The following is a 26333-nucleotide window of genomic DNA, read 5'->3' as shown; positions in this document are numbered from 1 at the left end:
AAGTCAGAGAAGCTCTGAGGTCTGAAATCTAGGATCTAAGGTCTTTTCTCTAAAGACTAAATGATTCTCCACATCCACATGTTCTGGATGCATTCGGGTTGTTAAAAACGAACCCTTTTCCGTTCAATCCTCCTGAATACTCAAGAGTTGTTCCCGCCAAGTAAAGGATGGATTTTTTATCTATAATAATTTTAATATTATTATCTTCAAATATCTGATCTGCGTCTGTTTTTTGGTTATCAAACTTTAAAACATACTCTAAACCAGAGCATCCGCCGCTTTTCACCCCTACTCTTATATAATCTTCAGCAGGGTTAAAACCATCTTCCGTCATCAACTGGATGGCTTTCTCCTTTGCATAGTCTGATACTTTTATCATTGTATTTATTTAGAATGATTTAATGATGCAAAAATACGAACTAATTTCCGCAATCTCAAATCGAAGATATCTATTTTAATGATTCTTATATTAATAGGTCGGTCTGGAGGAACAAAATATGTTAAAAAAAGATAAATTTTGCCTTTCAATGTGAAGTTTTTTTTACGGATTTTAACCTTGAATCGTATTTTTGATCTATAAATAAAATTGGTAATGAGACAAAAAATAGTTGCTTTTTTTGTATTGCTTTTCGCAGCGGTTTCTTATGGTCAAACCACAAGATTTGTTTACGAAACACTGGTAAACCCAGATTCCATCAATCTGGTAAGTATGAAAAGTGAAAGAACTTTTCTGGACGTTAAAGGAGACCGATCCTTATTCATCAGTGAAAATAAGCTGAAAAGAGACTCTCTTTTTATGTCTGTCAGATCTGAAGCGAAAGAAAATGATAGGAAAGAAGAAAAAGATTTTTCGAAGATGGAAGGGAAGAGACACTTCGAGCCTACTTTTTTTGAATATTTTATTACCAAAACCATTCCGGAACAGAAAGTAAATTATTATGAAAAGGCAGCCGGAAAGCAAATTTATTACCAGGAAGACAGACCGGTAAAATGGGAGGTTTCAAATGTTGTTGAAAAACAAAATGGTTATTCTGCTCAGAAAGCAGTGGCGGAGTTTGGAGGAAGAGTCTGGACAGCATGGTTCACAAAAGAAATCCCTTTGTCTGATGGTCCTTATAAATTCTCAGGATTACCGGGATTGATTGTAAAGCTGGAAGATGATAAAGGAGATTATAAATTTGATCTTGCCAAGAAAATTACGGTTAAAAATGCTTTCGAAGAACAGATAAGTCCTGATGCCAAACAAACTACAAGAGCGAACTTCCATAGTGATAAAGCTGCTTTAGAGCTGGAGTTCGGTAAAAACAGAAAGACTATAGCAGGAAATAATGGCGGCGGAAATATGAATTTCAGCGGTGGAAGACATGGAGGCGGCATGGGTGGTGGTATGAACGGCAGTGGAATGGGAGGAGGAATGAGAGGCGGCGGCCACGGCGGTGGCGGAATGCACAGAGGTGGAATGGGTGGAGACAGCCAGGGAAGTCCAATGTCACAGAGTCCATCCGTAGAAAGCTCTTCTTTTACGAATGCACCACAGAATCCAATTGAATTAAAATAAATAAAAATATAAATGAAAAAATTAGGTATTATCGCATTGGCACTCTTCATACAGAATGTTTCTGCACAAACAAACAGGTTTGTGTATCAGGTGACTATGAAATCTGATGCTGAAAATAAAACAGATGTAAAGACTGAAAACGCTTACCTGGATATTTCTCCTGAGAAATCTGTATTTTATTCTGAAAACAGAATCAAAAGAGACTCTATTATGCAAAAAGCATTTCAGGGTGGAGGCGGAAGAGGAAGCATCAACCGGGATCAGATGGAAGGATTGAGAACTAACATCAGCTATTCCATAGAAAAAGATAAGACAAATCAAAAGACCTATTTTAAAGACAGAATTGGACGTGATCTATATTCCTACGAGGAAGACAGGCCTCTAAACTGGAAAATTGAATCAGAAACGAGAAAAATAGGAGAGTATAAAGTTCAGAAAGCTGAAACAGATTTTGGCGGAAGAAAATGGACGGCATGGTTTACTACAGATCTTCCTTATCAGGACGGCCCGTACAAATTCGGAGGACTTCCGGGGCTGATTGTAAAAGTGGAAGATGATAAAGGAGATTATTCTTTTGATTTAATGAAGAACTATAAGATTGCTGAGTTCCCAACTTTGAATCAGTTTGGAAATACTTTGAAAGTAAAAAGATCAGATTATTTAAAACAGCAGCAAAAGTTCAGAACGGATCCAATGTCATTCATGAATCAGAGTGCAGGCGGTATTAGTGCTCCAATGAGAGCTGGCGGTGGAGGAAGAGGCCCTGGAGGCGGTGGCGGAAACCAAAACCCGGCCGATATGAGAAAGAGAATGGAAGAAAGGGTAAAAGAAGATGCCAAGAAAAACTCTAATCCAATCGAATTGCAATAAATGAAAAATGCGGTCTCAATTTGAGACCGCATTTTTATTTTGTATGCTGTTTAAAATACTTAGAAAGTTATTTCAAAAGCTGATCGAAAGTATTTCCCTGTCTGATATCTCCGGTATTATAGCCTTTCATAAACCATTCTTTACGCTGTGCAGAAGATCCGTGAGTAAAGCTTTCCTGATTTACATATCCTTGCGCTCTTTTCTGAATGTTATCATCACCAACAGCCTCTGCTGCATCTATTGCAGATTCAATATCTCCGGGTTCCAGGATATGTTTGCTGTCATTGGTTCTTTTTGCCCATACTCCGGCGTAGAAATCTGCCTGTAACTCTGTAGCGACGGATACTCTGTTCAGTTGTTCCTCAGAATATTGTCCGCTTCTTCTCAGGGCATCTACTTTTTGAGTGGTTCCTAAAAGAGTCTGAACATGATGTCCTACTTCGTGGGCAAGAACATAAGCTACGGTAAATTCCGTTACTTTAGCTCCAAATTTCTGTTGAAGTTCATTGAAAAAACTCATATCCATATAAACTTTCTGATCAGCCGGACAATAGAACGGTCCCATGGCAGACTGAGCTGTACCACATCCTGAAGAAGTGGTATTTTCAAAAAGTACAATGCCTGGATCAGTATAAGTCATCCCATTTTCTTTAAAAATCTGAGTCCAGGTCTGGCTATTCCATGCATCCATCATTTTGACCATTTCCCCAATCTGTTTTTCACCTGCTGTAAGCTCTCTTTGTTCAGTAGGAGCTCCTGAAGACTGTATGCTGCCGGAATTCAAAATACCGGAAGGATCACCTCCCAAAAAGAATACAATGGCTGCTATAATTAAAGTTCCGAGTCCTCCTCCCACAATCATACCTCCACTTCCTCCTCCGGAACCACGGCGGTCATCAACGTTTCCGCCTCTGTCGTCTGTCCATTTCATGATAATAAATTTAGGTGTTAATTTAAATAATTTACGCCAAACTATAAGCGAAAAATATCTAGATCTTTATCTGTTAAGTTGTTTCGTTTTTAACCAGTAAGAAGTAGACTGATAGGCTGATACGGCATCATCTACCAGTTTCTGATCTGTGTTTTTTAATAATTTCTCGTCGTAATACAGCTTAAATGCTGGTGCCAGATCGCTTTTTTCCAGTTCCAGAGAATATTGTTTGACCTTTTTTACCGGAGAAATAATCGTAAGACGGCCGTCTTTCACTAAACCTAAATCCTGATATGTTGCAATATAAGCCTTAGGCTGGAATTCCGGTTTAAATACATCCTGTCCAAGGAATTTAGACTGATAGCTGAAATTCAACAGTCCGAAAACGGTAGGCATCAGGTCGATCTGAGACATTAATCCCTCAAATTTCTGGGGCTGTACAAACCCTTCTGAAAAGACCATCGCAGGAATTCTGTATTTATCCATTGGAAGCTCCGTTTTTCCGGCACTTGATGCACAGTGGTCTGCAATGATCACAAAAACAGTGTTTTTATACCAGTCCTGTTTTTTAGCCATATCAAAGAACAGTTTAAGAGAATAATCTGTGTATTTTACACCGCCTTCACGTGATTTTGCTGTTCCCGGAATATCTATTCTTCCGTCAGGATAAGTAAATGGCCTGTGGTTGGAAACGGTCATCCAGTGATTGAAAAATGGTTTTCTGGATTTGGCTTCTCCATTCATCACCTGAATCGCTTTTTTAGCCATATCTTCATCAGCAACACCCCAAACATTGGCAAATGTGATTTCTTCAGGCTTAAAGTTATTTCGGTCTACAATACCATATCCGTTTCCTGCAAAAAAGTCCTGCATATTATCGAAATAGCTGTATCCTCCATATAGAAATCTGACATCATATCCTTTGGATTTGAAAACACTTCCGGTTGTAAATTTATTTTTATTATCATCTCTCTTGATGATACTTTCTCCAGCTGTAGGAGGAATACAAAGCGTTAAAGCTTCCAGACCACGCACCGTTCTGTTTCCGGTTGCATACAGGTTGGTAAACATGAGAGACTTATCTGCAAGGCTGTCCAGGAAAGGCGTTATTTTCTGTGTATTGCCATAATGCTCCATGAAATCTGCTGAAAGACTTTCAATAGAGATCAATACAACATTTTTCTTGAGTTCAGGCTGTTCTGCAACTACAGCTCTAGACAGTGTCTTTTGTGGATACTGGCTTAGGAAATTCTTTTCTGCCTGCTGTTGGTTAATCTGTGAATAAAACTGGAAATAATCCAGCTCATTATGGGTAAATGCCCAGTAGAACTTAGGAAGGCCGTTGGCCTCAATTTCGTCTGCAAAAACATTGTCTGACCTGATTTGCATCAATGAAGGTATTGCCAGTGCACTAAGGGCACAAAGTACCATAAAACTGCCAAGCAGCACCATTTTTTGTTTAAAATCCGGAAGTTCCAGCAGTTCATCTTTCGTCTTTTTATAAATGAACCAGGTGATGGTAAGCGTAACAATCATAATGGCCGAAAACAGTGGAATAACAGGATAGCTTTCCATGATATTCCCAATCACCTCATTTGTGTAAATAAGATAATCTACAGCAATGAAATTATAACGCACTCCAAATTCATTGTAAAAGAAGTATTCACTTACTCCATTGAAAATAATCAGAAGAACGTATAATAGTAATATGATGAAATATAACGTATTACGGATCTTGATTCTTTGAGTAGGAAGGAAAAGCATCAGTCCGAAGAAAAGTGTCTTTATTCCTACAAAAACAAGCGCAACTTCCATGATTGAACCTCCATACTGCTTGAAAATATTGTTAGGAACAAGCCATATGTAAAGGAAGAACAGAACCAACGCTCCCAAAATAATATATCCGTAAGGTTTTTTGTATTTTGAATTGGAAAGAAAGAGGAAATAAAGCGCGAGAACAGAACTGGCCAATATGAAAACAAAAATGTCATTCACGAGACCTATCAGCAACACTTTTATAACTTCGAAGAATCCAAAACTAGCGGTGGTAATAGGATGAAAAAAAAATACTGTTCTTATTATCAATGAAATAATAAGATAGAAAACTCCTAAGTATAGGAACGGTTTTATTTTGCTTAAAAACATGTATGTACTGTTTTTATTAGTTTTCACAAAGATAGTTTTTGTACAGAACTTTTGACGGAAAAAAACAAAAACATCCCGTTTATTAATAATATTTATGATTTAAAAAGTTCCCAATAAAAAAGGACTATTAAAAAATAGTCCTGATATATTGTAAAGGTTATTTTACGGTTAAGAATGTCCGAAACCGATATTACCTTTTTTATCAGATAATTTCTTTTTGAAATCAATCATTCTTAAAGCGGTAACGGCTGCTTCTACACCTTTGTTTCCAAGATCTCCACCGCTTCTTGCAATAGACTGCTCTTTGGTATCATCTGTTAATACACAGAAAATAGTAGGCGTGTCAGTCATGATGTTACAGTCTTTGATTCCCTGTGCTACTGCAGAACATACATAATCAAAGTGAGGCGTTTCTCCACGGATTACGCATCCGATAGAAATTACTGCATCATATTTTCTTTCTTTGCAAAGCTGCATGCTCGCATAGTTGAGTTCAAAAGCTCCGGGAACAGGGAAAAGTTTGATGTTTTCAGGTTTTACGCCTTCTTTCTCAAGTATTTCCAAAGCTGCATCACGAAGATTGTAGGTTACAAAATCATTCCACTCAGAAAAAACAATGCCGATAGAAAAATCTTCGGCATTCGTTATATGAAGTGGCTTGTAATCGGAAAGATTAACTGTTGCCATTTTTTAATAATATTTAGTCATTTCGATATAAGAATCAGACATTCCGTTGTCGTAGTCCTGATATTTCTCGTCAATTGTAGCAAAGTATTTTTTAGCTTCTGCATTTTTCTTTAATCCTAAAGCCACAATACCTGCTTTTCTTGTGAAATAGTAGGTTGTATAAGGATCATCAGAAGCTGTTGCTGCCTGGTCTAATAAAGCTAAAGCCTCATCATTCTTGTTAAGTCCTGACTTTGCATCTGCCATAGCACCGTATTTCATTGCTACTAAAGTTTTGTTATCAGATGAAAACTGGTCTAAAAGATCATAAGCTTCCTGAAATTTTCCTTCTTTGAACTTCAGTAAACCTGCATTGTAAGATGAAAGTTTACCGATTTTAGTAGAAGAATATTCGTTATATGTACCTACAAAACCCGGGTTAGCCGCAGACTTTCCACCCAAAGCATCTTTATCTTTACCTTCAGTAAGACTTTTCTGAGCAGAAAGGAAACTTTTCACAGCTTCAGCATTCTTTGGAGCCACTACAAATTGCTTGTAAGCGAAGAATCCTAAAACGCCTAAAATTAATGCTCCAAATACAAATCCTAGAGGTTTTGAATATTTTTCTACAAATCTCTCAGTGTTTAAAGCTTCTCTGTCAAGGTCTTTAAAGAACTCAACCGTTTCTTTTCCTTCTTGCTCGTTCTGAGCATTCTTTCCCAATTTTGCCATAAGTTTTTAAAAATTGAAATGCAAATTTAATTGTTTCTGAATGATTTACAAAATACTTTGTGAGTATTATTGATGAAATTTTGTGAATTGTTGATCGTGAAAGATGAATTTATTAAAAAAGATGCTTCGACTCTGCTCAGCATGACACTTATAATACTAGCTGTTTTTATCTCACAGTAAATTATTAGCGTTGCCATGCTGAGCCTGTCGAAGCATATATGTCTTACATTTAATAGCCTAAAATATGGTACACTTCAGCACCAAACTTCTTCAGTTTTTCATCACCATTCAAATCTTTTAACCCGATAAGGAAACTGAACTGAGCAACGGTAGCCCCTTGTTTTTCAACCAGCTTGGCAGCGGCTTCAGTGGTTCCTCCTGTTGCTAAAAGATCATCATGAATCAAAACTCTTTGTCCCGGTTTTATTTGTCCTTCGCGGGTTTCAATAACAGCACTTCCATATTCCAGGTCATATTTTTCTGAAATAACAGGTGGGGGAAGTTTTCCTGCTTTTCTGATTAAGATGAAAGGAACATCTAAAGCTACGGCTATAGCAATTCCAAACAAATAACCACGGCTTTCTATTCCGCAGACTGCATCTATTTTTCCTTTACTGAATGCTGCAAGATCTGCAATAACATCTTCATAAAGTTTAGGATCTAAAAAGATAGGCGAAATATCCTTGAACTGTATTCCCGGAATCGGAAAATCAGGAATATTTTCAATAGTTTCTTCTAGTTTTTTGATCAGTTCTGCTGAAGCCATGTATTAATTGATTTTATAGCTGGAAATTTTCCAGTCTCCATTTACATTTTTAAGCCCGAAAGTTACTTTTAAAGAAGTAGTTTTACCGCTTTTATCCGTTACATCATACGTAGCATTTACGCTTGCACTGTTGGCATTAGCACCACTAGTCGTAATATTTTTTACACTTACATTTTTCACCGCTCCAAAACCTGAATTAGGATTAGAGAAAGACTCATAGCTTCCCCAGCTTGGGTTACTAGCTGTTTCGTAAGCTGCTTTTAAATTCTGTGAGCTTACGCTGTTCAAAAACTTGCTTACTGTATTTTTAGGATCTGCTGTCGGTTGTTTTGGTGCTGCTGGTGCAGTTGGGGTAGCCGTTGCAGGATCTGTAGTGGCTCCTGGAGTTGCTGATGGATTGTTTGGATCTACTGCTGCGCTTGGTTGCTCCGGTACAGCAAGTGTATCGGTTTTAGGAATGGCAGGAACTTTCAAAGCAGCTGCATTTACATCAAGCCCGATCTTTGACATTTTGAAAGTCTTGGCAGTTGTTTTTACAGAAACTGTGATATCAATTTTATTATCCACCACTTTTGCAGCAGGAATAGAAGAAAACTTCAGGTTGAATCCTTTAAAGTTATTATCCTGCATTAGGTTTTTAGCGGTTGCTAATCTTACACCGTTGCTGTATACTTCAAGGGTCGCTTCCAGCCCAGCTCCTGTAAATGAAACCGGGTTTCCTGCTGTATCTACAAGTCTTGGCACAATCTGGATTGCAGTAGGTGCTCCGGTACCATCGTCTCCTGTAGGTCTTGTAACAAGACTTAATGATCCGGCCTTTATATCATTAGGATCGCTTTCTTTAGCTTTATCATCCCCGAAGATATTCATTTCTCCAAGTGATGGTGGGGCGGTACTTGCCCATTCTATTCCGTTTTTCTGTGCCACTTCGTCTGCAAGGGACATAATTTCAGGAACTTTTTTTCCATTAATCAGTTTCCCAAGGGCTTTTAGCTCATTGATATCACCATCTGCTTCTACACCAAATGTTTTAAGGATATAAAGAGCTTCATTAAACTTAATCTGCTTAATGGTGGGTAAACTGGAAGTCATATCATTGATACTTGACTGCAGTGTTTTAGTATTCGTAGCATCTACATGATCTTTCTTGCATGCTGTAAAAAGCAACAGGCTGAAAACAAGTAGAAAAGAAAACTTTTTCATTTTTATTTGGTTTGTTGCAAATTTAATAAAACCTTTATTAATACTGGATTTTATTTTCACTTTATGTTTTATGGCTTATTTTATTTCCTTTTAACAGTAGCCATAATCCTATATTCTTACTTTTTGTTGGGCTGTTCTTTCAGTGCTCCTTTGAAGAAATTGCTGAAAATAGTCTGCATATTCGGGAATGATGCATCCTGCCAGTAAGATGTTTTGTAGTTGCTGTTGTCTTTGTCAAACTTCACTTTTTCAACGTCATTATCATTGCTGAAGCTAAATTCTGTAGGGTAAAAATTATTATAAAGAATAATCTGGTTGTAATCCGGCTCGCTTTTATGTTTCAGCTTTACAAAAGCCATTTCGTTATATTCAAGGAAATCTTTCAGTGTTTTTTCTGATCCTTTTTCAAAAGACATATTCAGAATGGTTTTGATATCAAAAAATCTAAATCCGAACAACGAAAATTCTTTTTCCTGAAGCGCGGCGCCTGTTACCTCAATCTGATCTTTTCGGTCACCCTTCAATTCTTTAATGGTATTTCTTTTTGTTTTATATTCTTCCAGATTTCCTACATTTTTAAGTTTGGGAATCTGTAAGGAATTTCCATAATCCCATGATGAAGTTTCTTTTTTTTCATTCTTAGAATCTGTAAGTCTGAAAACTCTGTATTGCTCTACATTGGCGCTTTTCAGTTTTTTTGTTTTATTATCAAAAATATAGGTTACAATTCCATCCGTATAACTGTTCAGTTTACTGTTTACCGTTACATAGGCATTGAAATTACCTTTGATTAAAATATATCTGGCAGGTTTGCTGTTTTTGATGACGATGGTTTCAATTTCTTTTACCTGATCATTAAGCTTAATAACAGGCTGTTCAAAGTCAGAATAAGATAAGGTAGCCACCAGAAAATTATTATACACCAACTGGAACTTTTCCTGTGCAGGAGATAATGACTGCTTATCAATTTTTCCGTCAATATCAGAAAAAGCAAGTATATTTCCGTCTTTTCCAAATACAGAAACTCTTGGAAGTGGCTGATTTGTTTTTTCTGACACAAATGTGATGGTTTGAGCCTGAAAAAAGCTAAACAGAAATAAGAATAATGAGTAAATGACAAATTTTGTTTTCATAATAAGAATTTGTTTTATTGGGTGATCTCATTACAGAGACGCATAAAGTTCATAATAGTTGCCAGCTGACTTCTATAAAAAAAGACTGATAGTTTTAGCAATCAGTCTTTTATAATTTTATTTTGTTACAAATCCCTAGAGAAGAATATTCATCCGGAAGTATGAGATAGGCATAGATATTTTACGATCTCATCTTTTGTCTTGGAAAAATATTGTAATTTTATTTGTTTTAAATGTTGAGATTAAGCTACAGGTTTTTTGTTATGCAGTCTCGCTTAATTTCAGACTTAATGAATAGTTTAAAAAAAAGATATCACTATTATCATTTTTTTCTCAGCACCAGAAAGCTGAGGAAGAATTTTCCATTTTATAAAGTGGAATCTCTGGCAGAAACCATAGATGAAATCCGTATTCATAAAAAGAATATCAGCAGATTTGGAGACGGAGAGTTTCGTTTGGTACTCAATACGGCAGGTATTGGCTTTCAAAATGGGAGTGAAGAGATTACGCACAGGCTTCGGGAAGTTCTTGCCTCAGATTTACCGAATCATCTGGTAGCTATTCCTGAAACTTTCTCTCTGAGGAATAATCTCAATTGGCGGGTGAAGTTTTGGTGGCTGAATTACATCAATACAGTGGGGGTTCAGATTTCACATCATCTGAACCCGAAGAAAAAATATTCTAATGCCTTTATTACAAGATTTTATTTGGATTACGAAACCAAAAAACACATTCCTGAAATTCTGGAGAAAATAAAAAAGCTTTGGAAAGATCAGGATGTTTTGATTGTAGAAGGTGAATATTCACGATTGGGAGTTGGAAATGATCTTTTTGATGATGTAAAATCTTTACAGCGAATTCTTTGCCCGGCAAAAGATGCCTTTTCCTCATACCAGAAAATTTTTTCTGAAATTAAAGCTTTTGGAAGAGATAAGCTGGTACTTTTGGCATTAGGTCCTACAGCAACGGTAATGGCTTATGACCTGGCAAAACAAAACATCTGGACAATAGATATAGGGCATGTAGATTTAGAATATATGTGGTACTTGCAGAATGCTCAAGAAAAAGTACCTGTTGCCGGAAGATTGGTTAATGAAGCTGTTAAAGAGCAAATGGTAGAAATACCAGAAGGGGAGAGGGTGAAATATGAAAGTTCCATAATAAAGAGAATGTAGATTGTCTTTATTATTTCTTCCAATCCTTAAATTTTCTCATCTTAAGAAATCTGAGAATAAAGAATATAATAAATAAACAAATGATTAAGAAAAGATTTGATCAGGTAAATCGGCTTGTAAAAGATATTTTAGCTTTTGAGGAGATTAAAAAAAACAAGCCTGAAAATACACAAAAGGCAGTAGTGGTTAGCATTAAGCATCACACTACCTATCATCGTTTTTTCTATTTGCTTCTTAAATTTTATAAGCTTGCAGGATACAACGTCTATTATCAGATGGATTTTGCAACATTCAGGAATATACGCAATAAAGAGAAATACCTCAGTATGATTGTAAGGGAAGATAATTTCTTAATTGTGAATAAGAAATATAAACCTGAAAATTATATCGAGATAAAAGATGAAATGTTCAGCCCAGATTATTTTTCCACCTATTTTGAAAAGAATAATAATACGGATCATGTATTTCATGTTCCCATGAGCTTTCATCCTTTAATGTATCATTATGGATTGTGGAATCGTAGGGTGGATGTCAATAAAAAGAGATTGAACTCAATTTTTTGCTATGGTAATTTTGATGCTCTGGCTTATCTTGATATTAAAAGAACAGAGTTTTCTGTGGTTCCCAGAACAGAACTCCTAAGCTTCATGAAAGAAAAGTCTGGATTTGTGACACTTTCCGGCAAAGAGGAACTTTTAAAAGGGATAAAAGAAGGAAGCCTGAAAAAGAAATACGCCTTTGCAATTAAAGAAGATTTCGAACTTCCCATGGAAGATGTGAGAGAAACATTATCTCATTTCAACTTTTATTTTTGCTGTCCGGGAGTTGTAATGCCTTTGTGCCATAATGTAATTGAAGCCATGTCTGTGGGTACTATCCCGATTATTCAGAAGGAGTATGCAGAAGTAATGTATCCTAATCTGACAGACGGTGTAAATGCTATAATTTTTGATGATTTAAAACATCTGGATTCTATTTTACAGAATATCTTTGATACACCTGAAACTGAAATTAATAGGATGAGAGAAAATGTATTAAACTACTTTCAGGACTATCTTACTCCGGAAAGTATGATAAAGCATCTAAATGAAAGTATAAGGAATAAAGAATTGGTTTATTTACAGGCTGAGTACCGTAGTGTAAAGCTTGTCCGCTAAAGTATTTAATGCAAGATTTCTATAATAAAAGAAAAAATCAGGAAGAACGTTCTCCTGATTTTTTTATGCTTAAATATGAAGGCATTCATTACTGCTGATGTCAAATGCATGAATAAGTTATAAAATTGAAAAGCTATAAATTTTTTTCTCTTACTTTGGTTGATAAGGATTGTTCATTAATTATTCATCATTTTAAATAAATTAAATTTCTTAATCTTTGTTCAGGTGAACTCCACATTGCATGTAGAGGTAGTTTAAAGTGAATCTATAAAGCAAAAATCCAAAGCAAGAATATTCTTGCTTTGGATAGTTAAATGTTTTTGATTATATGCTTACCGTTAGCCTAATTACTGGGATCAGTTGCCTGGGGTGTATTATTCCATCCCTCCGGTTTCACATCTTTAGGTTGAGGAGGAGCGGTAACTGATGTATCAGCAGTAGTAGTATCATCCTGAACGTGATCAGAAGTTTCTCTGGCTTTAGTCATAGATCCTGTAGCTGGATCTACTACTGTTGAAGGGTTAGCCATTGATGTCTCTACACTATTACTGGATTCGTTAATATCTGAAGTCACAGATTTTATAAAATTGAATACTATATCGGATTGTGGAGAGGTTTCTCTCACTATTTTCGGATCTTGTTGAACCTGTTGCTGAGGATCAAATGGATCGTGAGGAGCAACACTTACTGATTCATTTTCTTTTTTTGGTATGAACCCGGAAACTTGCTCTTCTGCTGTACTTCCTCCTGCAGATAAACTGCGGGTAAAATTGAAGATATCTTGAAATGCCATATTGGTGTTTTTTTTAAAATAAGTTATATTGATTTACAAATTGTGAGGACGCTCTGTCCCGAATTTCTGACTACCGTCTCTATTAAGCGGCTTAGTGTCGAAAATAGTATGGTTCACATCCAAAGCGGATACTGTTTCCGCCATTCCTTTTGCTCTGTATAGTTTACCTGACTCTACAAGTTTCAAATAGGATATATTAACAGGAATAACTTTGGATGGAGTTGTATAATTAGTACTGGCAAGTGGTGGTCCATTTCCATCTGCAATAGGAAGAACTAATTCATCATAATTCAATGCAATGTATCCATCAAACGTAATAGGTATTTCGTAAGTAAATTGTTTCACCTGACGTCTTTGTGTTGCTTTGGTCTCAACACGGGAGTTAGGAGAAATAGTTCCTGAAACGCTAGAACTTGATTTCCATGATGTTGTTAATGTACCGGAAATTGTACCCGTTAAAGCAAGCCCTAGTTCTGCATATAACTCTCCTCGGCCAATAGCAGTACCTGTCCCGGTATGACTTTCCCTATTTGAATTGGTAGAAGTAAAATTAGTTGTTGCAGTAGCAGCTGATTGATTGGCAGTAGCAGCAGCACTTATATCTTCTGTTCCAATATTGTCTTTATGATTGTGATTATCATGGGTGTTTGTTTGCGTAAGAGTGTTGCTAAGATAATTTGCTAAACTATTAGACATACTTTCTGTCAAAGTAGTCTCTAAAGTCGTTGACATTTGTCCTTGTAATTCTCCGGCAACTTTTCCTCCAAAATTAGCGTGTCCCGTAGCTGACAAAGTCCAGGTGATGCTATTCCCTATACTAAATTCAATAGTATCAGAAAATTCGCGTGGCTCATTCGCTCTGTTATCATAAGTTCTGGTGGATAGTACATCGGCAGTGGGCTGGATGATATTCGATCTTTCTTCAAACAATGGGGATCCAACTTCGAAAAATCCCATCCATCCTCTTTGTGCAGCGTTTGGATCAGGGAAATTACCAAATTTTTTATCGTTTATAGATACTCCTACCGGCCATAATGGTATTTGCTGGTTTTTAGTATCCAGTACAGGACTTCCTTTTTGATCTACTTTAATTCTTCTTAATTCAGGTACTTTTTTATTCAAAAAATCCTGAATAAAATCAGGTGTTATTCCTAACTCTTCCATATTTTCAACTGTGAGGATTCTACGTTTCGCAGGATCCACAGTGTAAGTTGTGATTTGTGCCATTTTAAAATTATAAATTAATTATTAAGATTTGTGTTTTACCCTATATCTTGATATGGAGTTTTTAAAATCAATATTTCCTGTTTATTTTGTACTGCGCACATACAAGCATAACATTCTTTATTGACTGGTTATTAAATAAAAGTACTGCCTAGGATTCTCTTTATTTAATTACTGACACAAAAGTACAAGGGGGGTGCGACAAAACTCGTCGTGTTAAAAAAATAATTAAAATTTAAACAATTATATTCAGAGCCTTACTCTGGATGATTCGGTGGAATGGATTCAATTTTATTTTATGAAAGCCCTGCGTTTTTAAATTGAATTTAAAAGATAGGGAAGTTGAGGAGTCTTAGAAATTTAAGTGAAGTATAGAAAATTTTAACGCACAAAACTTTATTTTTCGTCGACTGACTTCTATTTTAATAAAAAAGACCGATCATCATGATGACGATCGGTCTTTTGTTTATTTTGTTACGAGTCCTTAGAAAGGATACTCATAAATTTCAGATTCGTGTAAGAATGGGTTTCCTGTAGGGATCAGCTTCAGTTTAGATAAAGCTGAAAGTACAGTAAACATAAATAATCCGATTACGAATAATAAAGCTCCCAAGATAAGGATGAATACTTCAGGAGTGTTCCAGTAAGGTCCTACCGTTCCCGGCATTACCATATTGAAATAATCCAGAATGTGTCCTAAGATCACTACTACAGCCATTGTTGTAACAACTTTGTAGTTTCTCTTGATACTGCTGCTTACTAATACCAATAAAGGTAATAAGAAGTTTACGATCAACATTGGTAAGAATGTTGTACCATAGTGCTGGAATCTTCCAAAGAAGTAGTTAACCTCTTCCGGAACGTTTGCATACCAATAAAGCATGAACTGAGCGAACCATGTATATGTCCAAAGCATACTTGTAGCGAAAAGGAAAACTCCTAAATCGTGTAAGTGATTGTCATTGAACTGAGGAAGGAATCCGTTTTTCTTAAGGTATACACTTAGTAAAATGATTACAGCAATACCACTTGAAAGGCAGCTCACCATTGAATACCAGATATACATTGTAGAGTACCAGTGAGGGTCAATAGACATCAACCAGTCCCAAGCCCAGGCAGCAGAAGCAAATCCGAAGAATGCAATATATCCTACAGCCCATCTGTAAAGGAATTGATATTCTACTTTTGATTTTGTTTCGTCTACTTTTTTAGACTGAGCCTTCAGTTTCCAAGCGAAGAAAGAGGCACCTAGTACATAGATGAACGTTCTGATAGCATAGAAAGGAATATTCAGGAATCTTTTCTTTTCGAATAAGATCACATCGAAATGAGCAGAGTTAGGATCTGTCAAATCCGGATCCATCCAGTGGAAAAGGTGTCCTTGGTGGAAGATATTTAAAAGCATTAAGATGATCAAAATAGCTCCTCCGTATGGAATATAAGAAGCAATAGCTTCCATTACTCTTGTAATAATAATTGGCCAACCTGCGTGTGCAGCGTGCTGAATACAATAGAAGAATAATACAGCACAACTTACTCCGAAGAAAAATACAGCTACAAAATGTATTGCCGCTAAAGGCTGATTGTGGATCTGTAGAGTAGCATGCTCAAGGTGAGCAGCATGATCTTGAGGTCCTATCATTTCACTTGAGTGAGTAGGTGCATCATGACCTGAAGCATGAACAGCTTCCATCATTTGTTCAATCTTCTCAGTAGAGATTCCTTTGTTCATAAAGAAACCAATACCAAATAGCACTAAACCTGCAACAAGAAGTATTAAAGAAGTTGATTTTAATTTTGGTGAAAAACTATACATTTCTTTTCTTATTTTTTAGTTTCAGTAGTAGTTTCAGGTTTTGCTTCAGTAGTAGCTGCCGCCGCTGGTGCTGCTGCTCCTTTTTTGAAAGCGCTCATCACATACATTGCAACTCTCCATCTGTCTCCAGCGTTTAGTTGTCCTGCATAAGATCCCATCGCGTTTCTACCATTTGTTAATACATAATGAACAGATCCTACAGTAATTTCTCTGTCAGCATAGTTAGGCACTCCAGAGAATGCTCCACTTTGTACGATAGGTCCTTGTCCATCACCTCCTGTTCCGTGACATGCAGCACAAGTGTGATCAAACAATACTTTACCTCTTTCAAGATCCTTAGCTACATTAGCTGGGTTCAGAGGAGATACTGTAAGTTTTTTAGAAGCATCATACCCTGCGTTGTACTCGTCAACATTCTTAGGTAATAAGCTTTCTTCAAAAACACCGTCTTTATTTTGAGGAACTGATCCTTCTACTGGAGAAAGACCTGTTGCACCATTATTTTTAACAAAAGCAGGAATTTCATTTTCATGATCTGAATAAGCATCTTGAGCTTTCATCAATGGATCATAAGCTACCGGAAAATACATATCCGGGAAATATACCAACGGAGTATTCTCCTTTGGTCCGCAAGAGTTAAGTAAAACTGTTGTTAAACCTAAAACTGCTGTAATTTTTAATACATTCTTTTTCATTTTAAGCGTCTTTAACAGTTATTTCTTCAACTCCAGTTTCAATAAGCAACTGTTTTACAGATTCTACATCTTCAGTTACAAATTCCATCATGAATTTATCATCAGTAGTTCTTGGATCTGGATTCTGAGCTGGAGCTCCCGGGTACATTTTGTTTCTAACCAAGAAAGTTAAAGACATCATGTGAGCTGCGCAGAATACCATTAATTCGAACATTGGAACTACGAATGCCGGCATATTGTGTGCCCAGTCAAAAGCTGGTTTACCACCAATATTCTGTGGCCAGTCATGGTTCATTACATACCAGGTTACAGTAGCACCAATAGTAACACCATAAAGAGCATATAAGAATGCAGCATCAGAAATTCTGGTTTTCTTTAACCCTAAAGCCTTGTCTAGTCCGTGAACCGGAAACGGAGTATAAACCTCGTTTATTGCGATTCCTTTATCGTTGAATGCTTTAACGCCGTTCATTAAATCGTCGTCGTCAGCATAAAGTCCGTATACAATTTTAGTGGTGCTCATCTCCTTCTTTTGCTTTATAAGTTTCACCTGAGATTTTCAAAATCGATTTTAATTCAGCCTGTGCAATTACAGGGAATGTTCTTGCGTATAATAAGAATAATACAGAGAAGAATCCGATAGTTCCTAAATATACACCCACATCAATGATCGTTGGCTTAAACATTGTCCATGATCCTGGTAAGTAGTCTCTTGAAAGGTTGATAACGATGATATCAAAACGCTCAAACCACATACCGATGTTGATGATTAATGCAACAATGAATGTCCAGATAATGTTCGTTCTAAGTCTTTTGAACCAGAATGAAGCAGGAACCACAAGGTTACAGATGATCAATGACCAGAATGCCCACCAGTAAGGTCCTACAGCAGCACCCGGAGAAAGATATGTGAAATCTTCAAATCTAGATCCTGAGTACCATCCGATGAAATATTCAGTTGCATAAGCTACCGTTACCATACCACCTGTAAGAACGATTACGATGTTCATAATTTCGATATGATACATTGTGATGTATTCTTCTAAGTGACAAACTTTTCTAGCGATCAACAATAGTGTTTGTACCATTGCAAATCCTGAGAAGATTGCTCCTGCAACGAAGTAAGGAGGATAGATCGTAGAGTGCCATCCTTTAATTACCGAAGTTGCGAAGTCAAAAGATACGGTAGTGTGTACTGAGAATACAAGTGGAGTTGCCAAACCTGCAAGAACCAAAGAAAGTTCTTCGAATCTTTGCCAGTGTTTTGCTTTACCACCCCAACCGAATGCCAGGAATGTATAAATTTTTCTAGTCCAAGGAGTTTTAGCTCTATCTCTGATCATTGCAAAGTCAGGGATTAGTCCCATGAACCAGAATACAGTTGATACCGAGAAATACGTAGAGATCGCAAATACGTCCCAAAGTAGAGGAGAGTTGAAGTTCCCCCAAAGAGAACCGAATTGGTTTGGTAAAGGGAATACCCAGTATCCAACCCAAACTCTACCCATGTGAATTACAGGGAAGATTGCTGCCTGTACAACCGCAAAGATCGTCATCGCCTCTGCAGATCTGTTTACAGACATTCTCCATCTCTGTCTAAATAATAATAATACTGCGGAGATTAGGGTCCCGGCGTGACCGATACCTACCCACCATACGAAGTTGGTAATATCCCAACCCCAGTTAATAGTTCTGTTAAGCCCCCATGCTCCAATACCTGTCCCGATAGTGTAAGCGATACAGCCGAATCCATAGAGGAATAGAACTAGTGCAGCATATAATGAGATCCACCATAATTTACCTGCTCTTTCTTCGATAGGTCGTGCAATATCTTCTGTGATATCGTGATAAGTTTTGTGACCAATAATTAGAGGTTCCCTTATCGGAGCTTCGTAATGTCCTGACATTTTTTACCTATTTATTATTTAAACTTTATTTTTCTACTCTGTTTCTTACTTTAGTGTGATAGAACACGTTTGGTTTTGTTCCGATCTCCTCTAGTAAATAATATCTTCTGTTGCTAGAATATAAATCTCTAACTTCAGACTCTTTATCATTCATGTCTCCGAAAGTCATTGATCCGGTAGAACAAGCAGCAGCACAAGCACAAGAGTTCTTAAACTCAGCATCTGTTACTTTTCTGTTCTCTCTCTTAGCCGCTAAAATAGTAGCCTGAGTTTCCTGGATACACATTGAACATTTCTCCATTACCCCTCTAGTTCTTACAACTACGTCTGGGTTAAGTACCATTCTTCCTAAATCGTTGTTCATGTTGAAATCGAACTTGTCATTTAGGTTATACGTAAACCAGTTGAAACGTCTTACTTTGTACGGACAGTTGTTTGCACAATATCTTGTACCGATACATCTGTTGTAAGCCATATGGTTTTGACCTTGCTTACCGTGTGAAGTAGCCGCTACCGGACATACAGTTTCACAAGGAGCGTGGTTACAGTGCTGACACATTACTGGTTGGAAGATTACATCCGGATTGTCTGCAGGGTGGTTTAATGCACCTCCGTCTCCGAAAGCAGTACCATACAATTCAGGTACAGCCATTCCTTCTTTCAATCCTTCGTATACTTCTACTTTCTGTCTTGAAGAATAGTAACGGTCAATTCTTAACCAATACATATCTCTCGACATTCTTACTTCTTCTTTACCTACTACAGGAACGTTGTTTTCTGCCTGACAAGCAATTACACAAGCTCCACAACCTGTACATGAGTTCAAGTCGATAGATAGGTTGAAGTGAGGTCCATCTGTATCATCGAAAGCATCCCAAAGGTCTATTTTTCTTGCTGGAAGAGCTCCACTGATAGTGTGGTATTCCAAAGGCTTGTTCCATCCTTTGTGCTCATCATCAAAAGGAACATTGATGAATTCAGCTAAAGGAACTTCTTTAGCGATTTCATAACGACCCATTAATGTATTTTGAAGCTGGATACCTGCAAATTCGTGGTCTTCTCCTGTTTTTTCAATTTTAACCCCTGAAACAGCCAGGTTAGAGCCGTCAAATAAAGGATAAGCATTTACTCCGGTATCTGCAGTAGCTCCTGAGTTTTTCTTACCATAACCAAGGGCAAGACCTACAGATCCTTCTGCCTGACCAGGCTGAATAAATACAGGAACATCTTTTATTGTTACTCCGTTTACAGTAAGGTTTACAATAGAACCATCTAACTGCATTCTCGCGTTAAGATCGTTATCAATAGCAAACTTCTCTGCATCTTTGGGAGAAATTGTCAAGTAGTTATCCCAAGACATTCTTGTCAATGGATCCGGTAGTTCCTGCAACCAAGGGTTGTTTGCCTGAGTACCATCTCCCATAGAAGTCTTAGTATATAATACCAATTCTAATTCAGAAGGTTTGAAGTTGCCTAGTTCTGCAACAGCTTGAGCGGCGTTTCCACCTGCGTAAGCTAATGTTGTTGCATTATTAGAAGTAGTAATACCGTTGTACAATGCTTTGTTGAAAGATGTAGCACCTAAGATTGAAGCTGAGCTAGCTTTTAAATAATCATAGTAGTTGTTTGCAGCATTGTTTTTACCGTTCTTCCAAACCAATAGAGATTCTTCAATCTGTCTTGATTTGTAGATCTTCTGAATTGTAGGCTGCATTAATGAATATACACCAGTCTGTGGTTCGATATCTCCCCAAGACTCTAACCAGTTTGCTACTGGAATTACAGCTTTCGCTGCTTTGTACATTTCATTTTTCTTATCAGCTACAGCAATTACATAAGAAACTTTAGATAAAGATTTTTTGAAATCTTCTCCTTTTGGATGAGAGTAGATAGGGTCTACATTGTTGGTAATTAATACCCCAACCTGACCCGCATTTACCCATCCTAAGAATTCCTGGTATCTTGCTTTATCAAATTCTTTAAGGAAGTTCGCTTTACCTGTGAAAGCTACTGATCCTAATTTTTGGTTGATTAAGTGTGCTAAAACCTGTGCTCCTTTAGAACCGTCAGCAAAAACAACAGCTTTGCTTCCTTTTGCTTTCAATTCGTTAGCAATTTCAGTAGCAGTCTTATCTGTAGTACCACCACCAACGATTGCGTTGTAAACTTCAACTAAAGTTTTGTTTACTGCACTTGGCTTTAATCTGTATCTTGAGTCAGCATTAGCACCGGTTAATGACATGTTAGATTCCACCTGAACGTGTCTCAACATGTTTTGACCTGGCTTTCTTGCTGCTGCATAAGAAGTTTCTAAGCTTGAAGCGTTATAATCTCCTAAGAAATCAGCCTGGAAAGAAACTACCAATTCTGAACCTTTAAGGTCATAAACAGGTAACGCTCTCTGTCCGAATACTTCCTGAGCTGCATCTAATGCTGCAGAGTAAGGGAAAGCATCATAAGTTACTAATTCTGCTGTAGGATATTTAGCTTTGAATTCACCGAATAGCTTTTTGAAAGTAGGCGAAGCAAAAGAATGTGATAAAAGCACAATCTTTTTACCTGACGCTTTAGCTTCTTCTAAACCTTTAAGAACAAAGCTGTCTACTTTATCGAAAGTTTCGTCTTTACCGTCTAGTTTAGGCTGCTTTACTTTATCATTATCATAAAGAGAAAGTACACTTGCCTGAGCTCTTGCGTTTGTTTTACCTAAATCACCAGCAGCTGGGTTTGGATCAATTTTGATAGGTCTACCTTCACGGGTTTTTACTAAAACACTAGCGAAATCGAAACCGTCAAAATATGTTGATGCATAATAATTAGGAACCCCCGGAATAATATCATGTGGTTTTACCACGTAAGGGATTGTTTTGATTACCGGAGCTTCGCAGGCAGCCAAAGTAACTGCTGCTGTTGAGAATCCTAATAATTTAAGGAAATCTCTTCTTGAAGTACTTGATCCGTTTTTCTCAGCATCTCCAAGGAAATCTTCTACCGGAATTTCTTCCTGAAACTCTTTAAGAGCCAGCTTTCCATTTAAAGCTGGGTCTTTAAGTTCATGAATACTTCTGAATTGTATTTTGTTTGAAGCCATTTATACTTCTAATTTTTTAGTTATTAATAATGACATTTACCACACTCAAGACCTCCAATTGCATCTACAGTGATCTTACCTCCATCTTGTGGATACTGTTTTTTCAACTTGTCATGTAGATTTTTGAAGTACTCTTTATTATAACCGTTGTTCATATCAACTTCAGTCGTTCTGTGGCACTCGATACACCATCCCATAGTAAAGTCGTTAGCCATCTGAACAACATTCATAGTATCAATTTTACCGTGACAAGCCTTACAAACAACATCAATTTTGTTGTTAGGATTCTTTTTGTTGAAAGAATTGATGATTGCCTGCTCACCTGCTACTACGTGCTGAGAGTGGTTGAAGTAAACAAAGTCTGGCATGTTGTGGATTCTTGTCCATTCAACCGGCTGTGTTTTTCCTGTGTACTGTTGTTTTGCAGGATCCCAACCTGTTGCTGCATAGATCTTCTGGATTTCGCCATCATAGAATGCCTTATCTTTTCCTGGCTCCATGTAGTGATCTTTGTTGTATTCAGAAATTGTTCTGTGACAGTTCATACAAACGTTCATAGAAGGAATTTCAGATACTTTTCCGTATTTAGCACTAGAGTGACATAACTGACAGTCAATTTTCTGTTCTCCAGCGTGGATTTTGTGAGAGAAGTAGATAGGTTGCTCAGGCTTATAACCTTTGTAAACCCCGATCCACATTAACCAGTTCCATACTCCGTAAGCGGCCAGAATAGCAAGAATTGCCAGTAAACCTTTCCCGATGTAGTGGAATTTCTCATACATTTCACTGAACGAACGAACTCTTGTTTCATTCAATCCTGCTAATTCTTCAGACTGACCTAACGTTACCAATTGTCTTAGTTTAACCAAGATCCAAACCAGTAAACCTGCGATCGCTAAAAGTGAAATGATGACAACGTTTGTTGTTGTTTTGTCTGCAGGTGCTGCCGCAGTAGCGTCAGCTGCAGGTGTTGCCTCCGGCTTTTTCTCTTCCGGAGCAGGAGGATTAGTCGTGAAAGCTAAAATGTCGTCAATATCCTTATCTGTAAGATTTGGAAAGACCTGCATTTCAGTCTTATTAAACTTTTCAAAAATCTCATTGGCGTATTTATCCCCAGAAGCCCTTAGAGCTTTGTTGTCTTTGATCCACTTGTGAAGCCAATCTTTGTCTACACCACCTTCTGTCTTTACTCGTTCTACAACCCCCTTTAATGGTGGTCCAACAACTTGTTTGTCCAGCGCGTGACATGCAGTACAATTCGCTTTGAAAAGTTTCTCTCCGTTTTTAGGATCGCCGTCTTGCCCGTAAAATGAAGCACTGGTTGATAGCAATAAGCCTATTGCGATCAACGTTTTTTTATAATGCTTTCTCCAACTAATCATTTAAATTATCTTATGTTAGTAAATTATTGAACATTCAATCAATTCCGCAAAAATAATATTTTTAACAGGAATTTAACGGTATATCGAAAAGGGAAAATATCATTTACGTTTAATTTGTATTGATTCTAAATAACTAGTTTGGTATAGTTTTTTAATTTGTATAAATTTGCGCAAACAAGTTTAAATGAGAAATTTGATCAAAATATTTTCGATATTATCACTATTTGGTTTTTATAGTGTTGGAGCCCAGCAAGTTGTTAAAAAGGACACCCTTTCCGGGACGGAGCTTGTTATGACTATGGATTCTAAAATAAATGCTGCTTTGGAAGGAATTGAAGGAAAATGTGCTAAAGTGACACCCACCAATTCTTCAAAAGATTTCAGTTCTGGTGATAGCGGAATTTCTACAGGGATCAGTACAAAACCTCCCAAAATTTATGTTCCGAACAGAGCGCTTACCAATGCCGAAATTTGTAGTAAAAATCCTAGAATTTTAGGGTTTAAAATCCAGATTACAACGGTGAAAAGTAACGAAGAAGCCAATGAGGTAAAGTCTTATTTCAGAAAAAGATTCCCTAACCTTAAAGTGGAAACGGATGCTTCTTTAAGGCCTAACTATAAAATTTTGGCAGGAAGTTATTTCACTAAGCAGAGTGCGGCAAGTGATCTTTCTAAAATCAGAGAGTATTTTAAATCTGCAATGGCAGTACAGTACAGAATTTTCTGTGCGGAAGCAAAATAGAAAAGTTTCTACTCGAAATAAATAAAAAAGCTGAGAAATTTTTCTCAGCTTTTTTATTGGTAATATGTTTCCATGAAAGAGAAAAATTCTGTCATTCGAAATAGGTTATTGATCAGTAAATAAACCACTAATATGGCCAGAGTGAATGTTAGAAATGACATTACCTTTGGTGAAGATCTGTAGGCGAAGAAAAGCCATCCTAAAAGAAGAGGATATACAAAGACAAAATGACCTCCGTAGATATATGAGGTATGAAGACCGAACCTCATCACACAATGAATAATAATATCAACAAAAAATGAAATAGTAAGGACCTGAACCCATTTGTTTTTGAAATTCTTACAATAACTCCAAATAATCAGGATCAATAAAAGGGTTATAAAAATGTAAGGAAAAGCTGATGTATAAAGATCCATGTAAAGACCTTTGAAATTAAATCCTTTCATATTATGCTTATCCGAAATGATGAATCCTGGGAAAAGAATATTGCCTCCGAAAAAGAAAGAAATCATCATATCCCATGTAGGCATTGATTCTACGTTGGAGAATTTCTCGTATTGCTGGTTGGTTTTGGAAAAGATATTCTGGTATTTAAAATCAATTCTGTTTAAGTAAAGCAGTACAAAACAGATTGTAGCAACGGCTACTCTAAATACGGCATTTCCAAATTTTTTCCAATCTCTGAATAAACCCTTTTCAAAAAGAAGAGGGATGAAAACTTTCACAAAATTGGTAATGGTAAGTCCTCCTATAGTAATTCCGGCAAGAGAAAGAGCTGTTGCTGGTATTTTTTCCTCCTGTCTGAGTTTTATTGCTGCGTAATAGTTGTATAATGAGAGTAAAAACAGGGTGTAGGTGAAGTTTTCAGGAGTGAATGATAGTATGATATTGGTTGAAAAAGCTCCAAAAAACAGAATTATTAAAATGCTTAGCCATAATGGAAGGCAGATAATGTTTTTAAGATATTTGAAAACCTGAACAATATTTAAGGTGATGATAATATTACTGAGCCACGCCAGAGTAAGTCTGAAATTTGCATCCATTTTTCCACCGGAAATGAATAATGAGAATTCTCTTACCCAATTGAAAAAATAATAGGATAGGGGATGTCTTTCAAAACTGCCTCCGGTCATCAGAATAGATTTATTGTCAAAACTGAAGTAAGCATCCCAGGGAATTCTGCTGTCAAAAATAATTCTGTAATGAATAGCAATATATGAACCTAAAATCCCATAGCAAATAATAAAAAATAGAAAAACTGCCAGTTCAGTATAAGTGGATGGAAAAATGAGTTTAAAAAAATGGATAATTTTTGTTTTGATAAAAGACACGTGTCAGATTTTTTGCAAAAGTAAAATAAAAAAACCACCAAAAGTTGGTGGCTTTATAAAGTTTGCATCAAGCTTATTATTGTTTGATGAGTTTTTTTGTAGTAAAAGTTCCGTCGGTAAAGTCTACCTTCAGCAAATAGTCTCCTTTTGGAAGGGAAGAAATATCTGTATTTCCGGAATCATTTGTTCGGAGAATTTTTCCTGATAGGTCAATAACGGATGCTGACTTTATTTTTTTGTCAGTTTTAATGTTGACTTCTCCTTTTGAAGGATTAGGATAAATGGAAATATCGGTGGTTTTTGTGTTTGAAATTTCATTGGTGGCAAGGGTTCCATTGGCTATAACCTGTACGTCATCAATTGAAACTGCGTCAGCATCAGTAGCAGCATACTGAAATCTTAACTTTTACATTGGCCTGCCCAACATAGCTGCTAAGGCTTCTCTGTACAGTGACAGTATTGTAAAAATCGGTGTCTATATTGCCATCACCATCATCGGTAAAGGCGGTTTCAGCATCTTCATTCCACAGAGTGGTCCAGTTGGTTCCTCCGTCCGTTGAGATCTGTGCCAGAAGATTACCTTTATTCAGGCTTATCATGTAGCCCCAGCCCACTTTTACTTTGAAGCTGAAAACTGGAGCTGTAGCTCCCACCAAGCTGAATGTTGGGCTCACAAGATTGGCGGTATTGGCTCCTGCAATCCAGTCTATGGTAGCAGAATTGGTTCCGGCAATGGTAAATCTTGTTTTTAATTCAATGGCAGGGGCTGTAGTTCCGGAAAAAACGGAACCGGTTAAATCCCATGCTCTTGTAGCGTTTGTATTAGATTTAGTCCATCCTGTTGGAGGAAATGTCGTCCCTTCGAAGCTTTCCGAAAGTAAGGTCTGGGCATGGCTGTAAAAGCATGATGCCAATGCTAAAGAAAATACAACTTTTTTCATATTAAAGATTTTTCTAAATGTAGTGAAAATATTTAATATGCTAAAAACATGCTAGTTAACTATCATTTTTGTTGT

At 36.9% G+C, this 26333-nt stretch carries 24 protein-coding genes; 5 read left to right on the top strand and 19 right to left on the bottom strand.

The features are described 5' to 3' along the window. Nucleotides 1-49: 49 nt before the first annotated feature. Nucleotides 50-379, bottom strand: coding sequence for a HesB/IscA family protein (locus tag CLU97_RS02630; RefSeq protein ID WP_045491822.1), 330 nt, complete (start codon nucleotides 377-379; stop codon nucleotides 50-52). Between the two features lie 213 nt (nucleotides 380-592). Between CLU97_RS02630 and CLU97_RS02625 the strand changes: the two genes are divergently transcribed. After that, on the top strand, nucleotides 593-1558 hold the full coding sequence (locus tag CLU97_RS02625) for a GLPGLI family protein (protein WP_121486566.1): 966 nt from the start codon (nucleotides 593-595) through the stop codon (nucleotides 1556-1558). Nucleotides 1559-1570: 12 nt separating this feature from the next. Next, nucleotides 1571-2428, top strand: coding sequence for a GLPGLI family protein (locus CLU97_RS02620; protein WP_121486565.1), 858 nt, complete (start codon nucleotides 1571-1573; stop codon nucleotides 2426-2428). A 67-nt stretch (nucleotides 2429-2495) separates the two neighbouring features. Here CLU97_RS02620 and CLU97_RS02615 read toward each other — a convergent pair whose 3' ends face one another. The 7 genes from CLU97_RS02615 to CLU97_RS02585 form a co-directional block, all read right to left on the bottom strand. Beyond that, nucleotides 2496-3359 (bottom strand): neutral zinc metallopeptidase, encoded by an 864-nt coding sequence (locus CLU97_RS02615; protein WP_121486564.1) that lies wholly within the window; start codon nucleotides 3357-3359, stop codon nucleotides 2496-2498. A gap of 66 nt (nucleotides 3360-3425) precedes the next feature. Next, nucleotides 3426-5504, bottom strand: a complete 2079-nt coding sequence (locus tag CLU97_RS02610; RefSeq protein WP_121486563.1) for an alkaline phosphatase family protein — start codon at nucleotides 5502-5504, stop codon at nucleotides 3426-3428. A gap of 168 nt (nucleotides 5505-5672) precedes the next feature. Further along, the gene (ribH, locus tag CLU97_RS02605; RefSeq protein ID WP_034734563.1) at nucleotides 5673-6191 is read right to left on the bottom strand and encodes a 6,7-dimethyl-8-ribityllumazine synthase; all 519 of its coding nucleotides are present in this window, start codon (nucleotides 6189-6191) and stop codon (nucleotides 5673-5675) included. A 3-nt stretch (nucleotides 6192-6194) separates the two neighbouring features. Next, on the bottom strand, nucleotides 6195-6902 hold the full coding sequence (locus CLU97_RS02600; protein ID WP_121486562.1) for a tetratricopeptide repeat protein: 708 nt from the start codon (nucleotides 6900-6902) through the stop codon (nucleotides 6195-6197). A gap of 229 nt (nucleotides 6903-7131) precedes the next feature. After that, a complete protein-coding gene (locus CLU97_RS02595) occupies nucleotides 7132-7668 on the bottom strand; it encodes an adenine phosphoribosyltransferase (RefSeq protein ID WP_121486561.1) in 537 nt (178 codons plus the stop codon). A 3-nt stretch (nucleotides 7669-7671) separates the two neighbouring features. Beyond that, nucleotides 7672-8871, bottom strand: coding sequence for a hypothetical protein (locus CLU97_RS02590; protein ID WP_121486560.1), 1200 nt, complete (start codon nucleotides 8869-8871; stop codon nucleotides 7672-7674). Nucleotides 8872-8987: 116 nt separating this feature from the next. Further along, nucleotides 8988-10004, bottom strand: a complete 1017-nt coding sequence (locus CLU97_RS02585) for a hypothetical protein (protein ID WP_121486559.1) — start codon at nucleotides 10002-10004, stop codon at nucleotides 8988-8990. Between the two features lie 290 nt (nucleotides 10005-10294). On the opposite strand from CLU97_RS02585, the gene CLU97_RS02580 reads away from it, so the two are divergent. Further along, the gene (locus CLU97_RS02580) at nucleotides 10295-11179 is read left to right on the top strand and encodes a GT-D fold domain-containing glycosyltransferase (protein WP_183084503.1); all 885 of its coding nucleotides are present in this window, start codon (nucleotides 10295-10297) and stop codon (nucleotides 11177-11179) included. A gap of 80 nt (nucleotides 11180-11259) precedes the next feature. Beyond that, nucleotides 11260-12336 carry a glycosyltransferase gene (locus CLU97_RS02575; RefSeq protein ID WP_121486557.1) on the top strand — a complete coding sequence of 359 codons (1077 nt, stop codon included), beginning with the start codon at nucleotides 11260-11262 and terminating at the stop codon, nucleotides 12334-12336. Between the two features lie 343 nt (nucleotides 12337-12679). Here the strand turns inward: CLU97_RS02575 and CLU97_RS02570 are convergent, their stop codons facing one another. From CLU97_RS02570 to CLU97_RS02535, 8 genes are all read right to left on the bottom strand, one after another. Further along, nucleotides 12680-13129: a hypothetical protein gene (locus tag CLU97_RS02570; RefSeq protein WP_121486556.1), complete on the bottom strand. Its 450-nt coding sequence runs from the start codon at nucleotides 13127-13129 to the stop codon at nucleotides 12680-12682. Nucleotides 13130-13162: 33 nt separating this feature from the next. Next, nucleotides 13163-14356 (bottom strand): hypothetical protein, encoded by a 1194-nt coding sequence (locus CLU97_RS02565; RefSeq protein WP_121486555.1) that lies wholly within the window; start codon nucleotides 14354-14356, stop codon nucleotides 13163-13165. Between the two features lie 481 nt (nucleotides 14357-14837). Next, nucleotides 14838-16169: a quinol:cytochrome C oxidoreductase gene (locus CLU97_RS02560; protein ID WP_121486554.1), complete on the bottom strand. Its 1332-nt coding sequence runs from the start codon at nucleotides 16167-16169 to the stop codon at nucleotides 14838-14840. Nucleotides 16170-16177: 8 nt separating this feature from the next. Next, nucleotides 16178-16864, bottom strand: coding sequence for a c-type cytochrome (locus CLU97_RS02555; protein ID WP_121486553.1), 687 nt, complete (start codon nucleotides 16862-16864; stop codon nucleotides 16178-16180). A 1-nt stretch (nucleotide 16865) separates the two neighbouring features. Then, nucleotides 16866-17387, bottom strand: a complete 522-nt coding sequence (locus CLU97_RS02550; RefSeq protein ID WP_047376185.1) for a DUF3341 domain-containing protein — start codon at nucleotides 17385-17387, stop codon at nucleotides 16866-16868. After that, nucleotides 17374-18771, bottom strand: coding sequence for an NrfD/PsrC family molybdoenzyme membrane anchor subunit (gene nrfD, locus CLU97_RS02545; RefSeq protein WP_121486552.1), 1398 nt, complete (start codon nucleotides 18769-18771; stop codon nucleotides 17374-17376). The genes CLU97_RS02550 and nrfD overlap by 14 nt, the downstream gene beginning before the upstream one ends. A 25-nt stretch (nucleotides 18772-18796) precedes the next feature. Continuing rightward, nucleotides 18797-21862: a TAT-variant-translocated molybdopterin oxidoreductase gene (locus CLU97_RS02540; RefSeq protein ID WP_121486551.1), complete on the bottom strand. Its 3066-nt coding sequence runs from the start codon at nucleotides 21860-21862 to the stop codon at nucleotides 18797-18799. 23 nt (nucleotides 21863-21885) lie between these two features. Further along, on the bottom strand, nucleotides 21886-23244 hold the full coding sequence (locus tag CLU97_RS02535; protein ID WP_121486550.1) for a c-type cytochrome: 1359 nt from the start codon (nucleotides 23242-23244) through the stop codon (nucleotides 21886-21888). Nucleotides 23245-23428: 184 nt separating this feature from the next. On the opposite strand from CLU97_RS02535, the gene CLU97_RS02530 reads away from it, so the two are divergent. Beyond that, nucleotides 23429-23986 carry an SPOR domain-containing protein gene (locus CLU97_RS02530; RefSeq protein WP_121486549.1) on the top strand — a complete coding sequence of 186 codons (558 nt, stop codon included), beginning with the start codon at nucleotides 23429-23431 and terminating at the stop codon, nucleotides 23984-23986. A gap of 53 nt (nucleotides 23987-24039) precedes the next feature. Here CLU97_RS02530 and CLU97_RS02525 read toward each other — a convergent pair whose 3' ends face one another. The 3 genes from CLU97_RS02525 to CLU97_RS02515 all read right to left on the bottom strand — a co-directional run bounded on the left by CLU97_RS02525 (nucleotide 24040) and on the right by CLU97_RS02515 (nucleotide 26258). Further along, the gene (locus tag CLU97_RS02525; RefSeq protein WP_228437478.1) at nucleotides 24040-25317 is read right to left on the bottom strand and encodes a DUF6080 domain-containing protein; all 1278 of its coding nucleotides are present in this window, start codon (nucleotides 25315-25317) and stop codon (nucleotides 24040-24042) included. Nucleotides 25318-25393: 76 nt separating this feature from the next. Beyond that, on the bottom strand, nucleotides 25394-25600 hold the full coding sequence (locus tag CLU97_RS24335; RefSeq protein WP_410493417.1) for a T9SS type A sorting domain-containing protein: 207 nt from the start codon (nucleotides 25598-25600) through the stop codon (nucleotides 25394-25396). A 94-nt stretch (nucleotides 25601-25694) separates the two neighbouring features. Next, on the bottom strand, nucleotides 25695-26258 hold the full coding sequence (locus CLU97_RS02515) for a hypothetical protein (protein WP_121486548.1): 564 nt from the start codon (nucleotides 26256-26258) through the stop codon (nucleotides 25695-25697). Nucleotides 26259-26333 lie beyond the last annotated feature (75 nt).

The sequence above is a fragment of the Chryseobacterium sp. 7 genome (assembly GCF_003663845.1).
Taxonomy (GTDB): Bacteria; Bacteroidota; Bacteroidia; order Flavobacteriales; family Weeksellaceae; genus Chryseobacterium.
The sequence above is the reverse complement of the archived record's forward strand: the minus strand, read 5'-3'. Positions and strand labels throughout refer to the sequence as shown.

Coding starts and splice junctions, on each gene's coding strand:
- CLU97_RS02630 (WP_045491822.1), bottom strand. CDS start 379: ATGATAAAAGTATCAGACTATGCAAAGGAGAAAGCCATCCAGTTGATG.
- CLU97_RS02625 (WP_121486566.1), top strand. CDS start 593: ATGAGACAAAAAATAGTTGCTTTTTTTGTATTGCTTTTCGCAGCGGTT.
- CLU97_RS02620 (WP_121486565.1), top strand. CDS start 1,571: ATGAAAAAATTAGGTATTATCGCATTGGCACTCTTCATACAGAATGTT.
- CLU97_RS02615 (WP_121486564.1), bottom strand. CDS start 3,359: ATGAAATGGACAGACGACAGAGGCGGAAACGTTGATGACCGCCGTGGT.
- CLU97_RS02610 (WP_121486563.1), bottom strand. CDS start 5,504: ATGTTTTTAAGCAAAATAAAACCGTTCCTATACTTAGGAGTTTTCTAT.
- ribH (WP_034734563.1), bottom strand. CDS start 6,191: ATGGCAACAGTTAATCTTTCCGATTACAAGCCACTTCATATAACGAAT.
- CLU97_RS02600 (WP_121486562.1), bottom strand. CDS start 6,902: ATGGCAAAATTGGGAAAGAATGCTCAGAACGAGCAAGAAGGAAAAGAA.
- CLU97_RS02595 (WP_121486561.1), bottom strand. CDS start 7,668: ATGGCTTCAGCAGAACTGATCAAAAAACTAGAAGAAACTATTGAAAAT.
- CLU97_RS02590 (WP_121486560.1), bottom strand. CDS start 8,871: ATGAAAAAGTTTTCTTTTCTACTTGTTTTCAGCCTGTTGCTTTTTACA.
- CLU97_RS02585 (WP_121486559.1), bottom strand. CDS start 10,004: ATGAAAACAAAATTTGTCATTTACTCATTATTCTTATTTCTGTTTAGC.
- CLU97_RS02580 (WP_183084503.1), top strand. CDS start 10,295: ATGAATAGTTTAAAAAAAAGATATCACTATTATCATTTTTTTCTCAGC.
- CLU97_RS02575 (WP_121486557.1), top strand. CDS start 11,260: ATGATTAAGAAAAGATTTGATCAGGTAAATCGGCTTGTAAAAGATATT.
- CLU97_RS02570 (WP_121486556.1), bottom strand. CDS start 13,129: ATGGCATTTCAAGATATCTTCAATTTTACCCGCAGTTTATCTGCAGGA.
- CLU97_RS02565 (WP_121486555.1), bottom strand. CDS start 14,356: ATGGCACAAATCACAACTTACACTGTGGATCCTGCGAAACGTAGAATC.
- CLU97_RS02560 (WP_121486554.1), bottom strand. CDS start 16,169: ATGTATAGTTTTTCACCAAAATTAAAATCAACTTCTTTAATACTTCTT.
- CLU97_RS02555 (WP_121486553.1), bottom strand. CDS start 16,864: ATGAAAAAGAATGTATTAAAAATTACAGCAGTTTTAGGTTTAACAACA.
- CLU97_RS02550 (WP_047376185.1), bottom strand. CDS start 17,387: ATGAGCACCACTAAAATTGTATACGGACTTTATGCTGACGACGACGAT.
- nrfD (WP_121486552.1), bottom strand. CDS start 18,771: ATGTCAGGACATTACGAAGCTCCGATAAGGGAACCTCTAATTATTGGT.
- CLU97_RS02540 (WP_121486551.1), bottom strand. CDS start 21,862: ATGGCTTCAAACAAAATACAATTCAGAAGTATTCATGAACTTAAAGAC.
- CLU97_RS02535 (WP_121486550.1), bottom strand. CDS start 23,244: ATGATTAGTTGGAGAAAGCATTATAAAAAAACGTTGATCGCAATAGGC.
- CLU97_RS02530 (WP_121486549.1), top strand. CDS start 23,429: ATGAGAAATTTGATCAAAATATTTTCGATATTATCACTATTTGGTTTT.
- CLU97_RS02515 (WP_121486548.1), bottom strand. CDS start 26,258: ATGAAAAAAGTTGTATTTTCTTTAGCATTGGCATCATGCTTTTACAGC.